The organism is Streptococcus pluranimalium (genome assembly GCF_047785745.1).
Lineage (GTDB): Bacteria > Bacillota > Bacilli > Lactobacillales > Streptococcaceae > Streptococcus > Streptococcus pluranimalium_B.
On the sequence record NZ_JBLOJT010000101.1, the window covers coordinates 1 to 6,101 of the forward strand.

A 6,101-nucleotide genomic window follows, 5' to 3' on the forward strand; every position below is an offset into this window, starting at 1 on the left:
AAGAAAATCAGTATTAAAGATGTCGAAACATCTATTTCTGAAGACAGTTTATCTCATATCTTGTATTTTGGAAGGAAAACATGCTATTATTGTCGTCAATTTTCACCAGTTTTAAAAGAGTTCAATCAATTAGTAGGTGGTAGTATTGAATATTATGATCTTGATGGAGAAGATTTTGATGACAGAGCGAGAGATTTATTGTTTAGTACTATCGGTATTCCAGGGATTCCAACTGTATTGGTTATTAATAATGGCGTAGCTATTTTAGGATGGATTGGTGGAGGAATCAATGCTCAAGAGCTTTATGATTATTTATTTTTAGGAATTGCTCCTAAGAATTTATTAATAACCTCTGATTCGGAAGAAGCAGCTTTACCTGATGAGGCAGAAAGGGCTGGGAGTGGAAGTGAAGCTTCTATTGATAAAACTAACATTCAAATTGAAGAAAAGATTGATTATGAAAGTACTATTCTACCAAATAAGCCTAGAAAAACAGATATTAAAGAAGAGATTTTCCAGTTTTCTAAAAAGCCATATAGATTAGATAAAAAAATAGCGCCAAAAAATTGGGTACTTCTAAATGTGGATTCTACTGTATATCATAGCACGAGCTCTGATGGATTTCTTGACAAGAAGAACTTACCAGAAACGGGAGAAAACGAAGCATCTATCGGTTTAAAAGCCTTTTTGGGTTTTATTTTTGCAGTTATTGGACTACTTGTAAATAATAGAGAATCTGAACGAAAGAGTAAAAACTAGAATAAAGTTAACATTAAATTTTCTGCTCTCTTTATGAGTAATGTTGTTTAATAATTTTCCTATAATATTGATTAATCATCAAAAATATACGATAATTGCTTTGCAGTGTGCATTATCTGTTGTTTAATTGTAATAATTTGAAAACTATATAAATATCATTAAAAAAGAATGCTATGTCATTTGAAGTGACTCTAAAAAGTTAGATATTCTATTTAAGCTAAGGATATAGTTGCGTATTGCACAGAACTCAGTACTTTTCTACCTTTTGTCAAGGATATCAAGGTATTAACTGAAGTAATGTTATGGATACACTTGAGAAGAATCTTTCGATCATAAGGTTTCCCACGTTTGGTAATATGCTCTTGAGAGAGTTGCCAGATTCATAGTGTTTAAGATTAATCCCAATAAAATCATTAATGTGATTGGCAGACTGAAAATGGCGAATATCTCCGATTTCGTCTATAAAATTTATTGCAGTTGTTTCTGTGATACCTGGGATAGAAAGAATAATCTCGTATTCTGGTAAAGGCTGAGCTAACCCCCAATCGTTAGATTTTGTGTCTAACTTTTGGGGTGCAGTTCATTTTTGCTCTTTTTTCCGTATTCCTTCAAATAAAATAACCATTTAGGACGATTCGGTGACAGTTTAGGATTTTGCGTTATGTATAGTGATATTTTTTGATATATATTATTTAAGCATTACATAGGAGGATAAGAATTGATGTGTCTCATTAATCCTCTAGTTTCTAATAAAAGGTTAGAAGATCATAAAAAGAATTAGAGAGATCTTTAGAGGACTTTAATGCTTTAAAACAAATTCAAGGATTACTGAATTCGGAAGATTGGGAAGAAACGAGAAACGATGATAATAATGAAAAAATGATTCAAAAAATTAATACTTTAGATTATTTGAATCATCCAACTACGATTTCATGTGTCTATATTGTGAGGAATGAAGAAAAACATATCATAAGCAGTATTAAAAGCGTTAATTCGCTAGTTGATGAAATTATTATTGTAGATACTGGATCAACTGATGATACATTGACTAAAATTCGAGAGCTTAAAAATTCAAAGATAAAGGTCTTTCATTTCACTTGGTGTGACGATTTTTCTAAAGCAAGAAATTATGCTATTTCTAAAGCAACATCAGCTTGGTTACTTATATTGGATGCTGATGAAATTATTGAAGAAAACACTATTTTAAAGTTTTTATTGACATATTTAATTTCCATTGATGATTTTAATGACACAGTTTTTAACTTAAATGTCATTAGAGGGGAAGATTCATATAAGACTGGTAAGGTAGTAAAAAATTCGTCAAACTTAAAATATAAAGGAAGGGTTCATGAAACATTTTATTCGGAAAATCAAGAAGTTTCATATGCTAATATAAAATTAAACATATTTGGAATTAAAAGAGTAAGTCAAAAAAAGATAGAATATTATAATTCTCTATTGCTAGAGACAATGAAAGACTATCCTTATGATAGTAGATGGGGATATTTATTCTTAAGAGATAATTTTAAAAATCTATCATTTCAACAGATGCTAAGTTATAGTAAGCAAGCTATTATTAATGATGAAAACGATATTTCGGAAAGTAATTATATTTGGAATTATTATTCTGTTAAGATTTTGTTGTTATTAATGTATAAAACATTAGAAACCGATGGTGATGAAACATTTTTATATCTACTAAAAATCATTGAATCAAAATGTTGCTCACTTGAAGATGTTATATATTTAAAGTATTGTTACGAAATAAAAAAATATTTGGAATATGGCAGTTTTAAGCTAGCACAATTTTTAAATGACTTTGTAAATTCAGACGATAGTGATAATATATTTTCAAAAAATGCTAAACATTCCCTTTTAGCTACATTTTTATTTTTAGGAGGTTTCCCAGAGAAAAGCAAGAATATTTTTAATGAACTAAATAAAAAGGATAATGATATCACATATTTTTTAAATAAAAATTTTATTGATGATTGGCTTAAATAATAAGAGAAATATAGAGGGGGAGCAAATAATGTTTATGAAGAAACTATATGGAAAATCTTTTGAAGAAGTTTATATTGTGGACTTTTCATCATTATCAGAGACGCCATTGTTCAGTAAGGAATTCAATAAAATAGGTACCTGGTTTATTACTACAGGGAAAAGATGGATTTGTCATACTGAGATTCCTAAGGAAGAATTTAAGAATATGATATTGAGTAATTTAAAATCAGAAGAGATTGATAAGGTGGAGTTTTATAAAGATTATATTCCATTTTCGACTAATCATGAATTACCACTTTGAGAAAATTCTTTTTCGTTTGTTATTAATTATTCTTATTCTCTATTATATTTCATAGCTTTATTATTCGGGAGGTAACTGATAAAAAAAATTGATGATTATAAATTGATGTCTAGTGAGCTATTAGAAGAATTAAGCGGTGGAGCCACAAGTACGAGGTGTAAATTAGCAATTGCTACGTGCGCGCATGACACTATTTTAGGAGCACTTGGAACATCTAATCCGGGTAGTTCATGTGCATATATGAGGAAGGTTTGCAAATAACATTAATGAAAGAATAGGGATATTTTAATGAAATGGACGATATTTTCGTCCATTTTTTATATTTTTTCTTTCATAATGTGATTTTTTCTCAAAATTATATTTATGTTTATTTACTATTTTGTTATATTATTTTTAACGGTAATTTTCCATTTAGGAAGTTTAAGTAACTGTTTAGGATTTCCTCGTATCAGACGACTACTACTATGATATCCTTTCTTTAGGGGGGTATATACATGACTGCTATTGTTTTTAGAATAAATCGTAACTATAAGAAACTTCCTTTATCAAGTGTGTATTATATTGAAACTCATCCTACTAAACCTCACAATTTAAGAATGATGACAGATGTTGGTACATTTGATTTTTTTGATAATCTAAATAACCTAGAGAAATGTTATCCGAACTATCTTGTAAGGTGTCATAGAAGTTGTTTAGTGAATGTTTCTAAGATTAAAGAAATTTAGTTTAGTAATAAAACAGTAATCTTGAAAAGTTCAGATGATATGCGAGTGTCTTTCTCAAGGAGACGTTATAAATACCTGTTACAGTCATGGTTAACAGATAAGGAGAAATAAGATGAACATTTTTGTGCTAGAGGATGATTTTGCACAACAGACAAGAATGGAAAAGATTATTCAGAAAATTACTACGAAACACAAGATACCACTTAGGAGATTTGAAGTATATGGTAAACCAGATCAATTGTTGGCTGCTTCTGAAGATAAGGGGACCATTCAATTATTTTTCTTGGATATTGAAATAAACAATGAAGAAATGAAGGGCTTAGAAGTGGCTAAAAAAATCACTACTAAAGATTCTCGAGCTCATGTTGTTTTTGTGACAACGCATTCGGAATTTATGTCTTTGTCTTTTAGGTATCAAATTAAAGCCCTAGACTATATTGATAAAGAGTTGGATACCCTTGATTTTGAACAGCGTATTGAAGATAGCATCTTATATACACAAACCAGAGATAGCAAGACGGTAGCAGAAGATTTCTTTTATTTTGAATCAAGATATAACCAAATCCAGTATCCTTTTAATGACCTACTTTATATAGAAACATCTCCACGTCCACACCGTGTTATTCTTCATACGACAAATGATAGAATGGAATTTACAGCTAGTTTATCGGATGTTATGAAGAAAGATAAGCGCTTATTACAGTGCCATAGGTCATATCTTGTTAACCCATCGAATATTATAAAGGTCGATAGACATGAACGGATTGCTTATTTAAAAGACGGTTCTACCTGTCTGGTAGCGAGACATAAATTAAATCTTCTACTGAAATCTATAAAAGACTTGCATTGATTGGAGAAATGATGGATCTAGCCATTGATTTAATAAGTGTCATATTTAGAATAGCAGTTGATATTGTTTTATTTTCTAGAATTTCTGGAAGAAAATTTACAATAAAGGATTGTCCTTTAGTTTTGTTAATTTATTTACTTTTTCCAACTATTTTAACTTTTTTAGAGCAGTCATTTTACAGCAAATTTAGCATACTAGATTACCTATTAGAGCCATTTAGAATTAGTATTTTAGCTTTTGTTTATATGAGAGGACTACCCATTTCATTAATTCTTTTTTATGGTCTGTCATCATCCATTTTACAAAACCTTTTTTATCGTTTCCATTCTTTTTTCCTTTTTCCAATTTGGGGTTGGGATAATAGTATGTTAGAAATAACATCTTACTGGATAGTTTTTTATTTTTCCTCTTTTATCGGTGCTATGTGGTTTATAAGGTGGTCAGGATATGATTTCAAACAATTAAAGAATAGAGCCTTGGACATTAAGGAAAAGCAACTTCTTCGTGTTGCTAATATAAATACGATTTTTTATTTTTTTAGTATAGAATTACTAACTTATCAGGAATTTGATTTAAACATCGATACACTTAGTCTCAGAAGATTGTTAGTTAGCATTGAGTTACTTATTTTTATTGGCATTATTAATCAACTCGATAGGCGATTGAAAATTCATTATCAAGAACAGATTCAATTTCAACAAGAACTACAATTAATAAACATGGAAAATTATAGCAACCAAGTTGAAGGACTCTATAAGGAAGTTCGTAGTTTTCGACATGACTATGCTAACCTTTTAACAACTTTGAAGTTAGGAATTGAGAATAAAGATATAAATTTAATTGAAGATATCTACCAGTCGGTACTCAAAGATTCAAATAAATCTTTGAGGGGCCATAAGTTTGATATTGCTAGACTATCAAATATTGATAATTCTGCTCTCAAAAGTCTTTTGGCAGCTAAATTTAGTCAGGCCCGTGAGTTTGGGATTGATATTAGGTTGGAAGTTCCTGAAGTTATTAAGCCTCAGGGAATGGATTTGGTTGATTTTATAACGATTGTTTCAATTCTATGCGATAATGCAATAGAAGCAGCAACGGAGACAGAAAAACCAGAGATACAAATTGCTTATTTACTTTTTGAAAATTATCAATCCTTTGTCATCGAAAACTCTAGCCCAAAATTATATGTTTCAACAAACGATCTTTACAGTTATGGTTGTAGCTCAAAAGGAAGTAAAAGAGGTGTTGGACTTTATAATGTTATGAAGATTATGGAACGTTATCCAAATGTATCGATTCAAACGCAGAATAATGAACATAAATTTTCTCAAACTTTGGAAATAAATAAAAAGACGCTTAGATAAACATGTAACTGAACTGCACCCCAAAAGTTAGACACAAAATCTAACAATTGGGGTGCTTTTTGTATGAAATTAAGTTATGAAGATAAATTAACAATTTA

6 protein-coding genes and 1 pseudogene are annotated in these 6,101 nt (G+C 29.7%); 6 read left to right on the forward strand and 1 reads right to left on the reverse strand.

The window, feature by feature from the left end:
* The coding region (traF, locus tag ACMZ6U_RS08755; RefSeq protein ID WP_416107992.1) for a conjugal transfer protein TraF at positions 1–759 on the forward strand (759 nt) is incomplete at its 5' end.
* 284 nt (positions 760–1,043) lie between these two features.
* On the opposite strand, the pseudogene ACMZ6U_RS08760 reads toward traF, so the two are convergent.
* Positions 1,044–1,297 (reverse strand): annotated as a pseudogene (locus ACMZ6U_RS08760) (IS110 family transposase); the annotation flags it as partial.
* A 341-nt stretch (positions 1,298–1,638) separates the two neighbouring features.
* On the opposite strand from ACMZ6U_RS08760, the gene ACMZ6U_RS08765 reads away from it, so the two are divergent.
* The 5 genes from ACMZ6U_RS08765 (at position 1,639) to ACMZ6U_RS08785 (ending at position 6,003) form a co-directional block, all read left to right on the forward strand.
* The gene (locus ACMZ6U_RS08765) at positions 1,639–2,763 is read left to right on the forward strand and encodes a glycosyltransferase family 2 protein (RefSeq protein WP_416107994.1); all 1,125 of its coding nucleotides are present in this window, start codon (positions 1,639–1,641) and stop codon (positions 2,761–2,763) included.
* Positions 2,764–2,797: 34 nt separating this feature from the next.
* Positions 2,798–3,064 carry a DUF3884 family protein gene (locus tag ACMZ6U_RS08770; RefSeq protein ID WP_115131179.1) on the forward strand — a complete coding sequence of 89 codons (267 nt, stop codon included), beginning with the start codon at positions 2,798–2,800 and terminating at the stop codon, positions 3,062–3,064.
* Between the two features lie 494 nt (positions 3,065–3,558).
* Positions 3,559–3,789 carry a LytTR family DNA-binding domain-containing protein gene (locus ACMZ6U_RS08775; RefSeq protein WP_416107997.1) on the forward strand — a complete coding sequence of 77 codons (231 nt, stop codon included), beginning with the start codon at positions 3,559–3,561 and terminating at the stop codon, positions 3,787–3,789.
* A gap of 112 nt (positions 3,790–3,901) precedes the next feature.
* Positions 3,902–4,639 (forward strand): response regulator transcription factor, encoded by a 738-nt coding sequence (locus ACMZ6U_RS08780; protein ID WP_416107999.1) that lies wholly within the window; start codon positions 3,902–3,904, stop codon positions 4,637–4,639.
* 11 nt (positions 4,640–4,650) lie between these two features.
* Positions 4,651–6,003: a sensor histidine kinase gene (locus tag ACMZ6U_RS08785; protein WP_416108001.1), complete on the forward strand. Its 1,353-nt coding sequence runs from the start codon at positions 4,651–4,653 to the stop codon at positions 6,001–6,003.
* The last annotated feature ends 98 nt before the right edge of the window (positions 6,004–6,101 follow it).

Excerpts from the sequence above, each read along its gene's own strand:
- ACMZ6U_RS08785 (WP_416108001.1), top strand. The coding sequence starts at position 4,651 with ATGGATCTAGCCATTGATTTAATAAGTGTCATATTTAGAATAGCAGTT.
- ACMZ6U_RS08775 (WP_416107997.1), top strand. The coding sequence starts at position 3,559 with ATGACTGCTATTGTTTTTAGAATAAATCGTAACTATAAGAAACTTCCT.
- ACMZ6U_RS08765 (WP_416107994.1), top strand. The coding sequence starts at position 1,639 with ATGATTCAAAAAATTAATACTTTAGATTATTTGAATCATCCAACTACG.
- ACMZ6U_RS08780 (WP_416107999.1), top strand. The coding sequence starts at position 3,902 with ATGAACATTTTTGTGCTAGAGGATGATTTTGCACAACAGACAAGAATG.
- ACMZ6U_RS08770 (WP_115131179.1), top strand. The coding sequence starts at position 2,798 with ATGAAGAAACTATATGGAAAATCTTTTGAAGAAGTTTATATTGTGGAC.